The sequence below is a fragment of the Mycobacterium helveticum genome, assembly GCF_007714205.1.
Taxonomy (GTDB): domain Bacteria; phylum Actinomycetota; class Actinomycetes; order Mycobacteriales; family Mycobacteriaceae; genus Mycobacterium; species Mycobacterium helveticum.
Map to the genome: position 1 here is coordinate 1 of NZ_VMQU01000379.1, position 387 is coordinate 387.

Consider the following 387-nt stretch of genomic DNA (forward strand, 5'->3'; position numbering starts at 1 on the left):
GCCCCGATGGCGGGGTCGGGGGTTGTGGGGGTGCCGGTGGTGCCGGCGGCAACGCGTTGGGTATGGCGGCCACCAACGGCTCGGGCGGTCACGGCGGCCAGGGCGGTGCCGGCGGTGCCGGGTATGACCCGTCGCACGACGCCAACGCGGCGGCCGGAACCTCCGGCGGTAACGGCGGTGCCGGCGGTAACGGGGGTGCCGGCGGGGCAGTCGGTACCGGTGGCACGGGCGGCACCGGCGGCGACGGTGGCACCGGTGGTACCGGCGGAACCGGAGGCACGGGCGTAGCCGCGGTGAACGGCGGCGCCGGCGGTGGTGGCGGTGACGGCGGCGCCGGCGGCAGCGGTGGGGCGGCCGGAGCGGGCGGCAGCGGTGGGACCGCTGGGG

General features: G+C 79.8%; 1 pseudogene. It reads left to right on the forward strand.

What is annotated here, in order from left to right:
* Positions 1 to 62: 62 nt before the first annotated feature.
* Positions 63 to 387, forward strand: a pseudogene (locus FPZ47_RS28765) (PGRS repeat-containing protein); the annotation flags it as partial.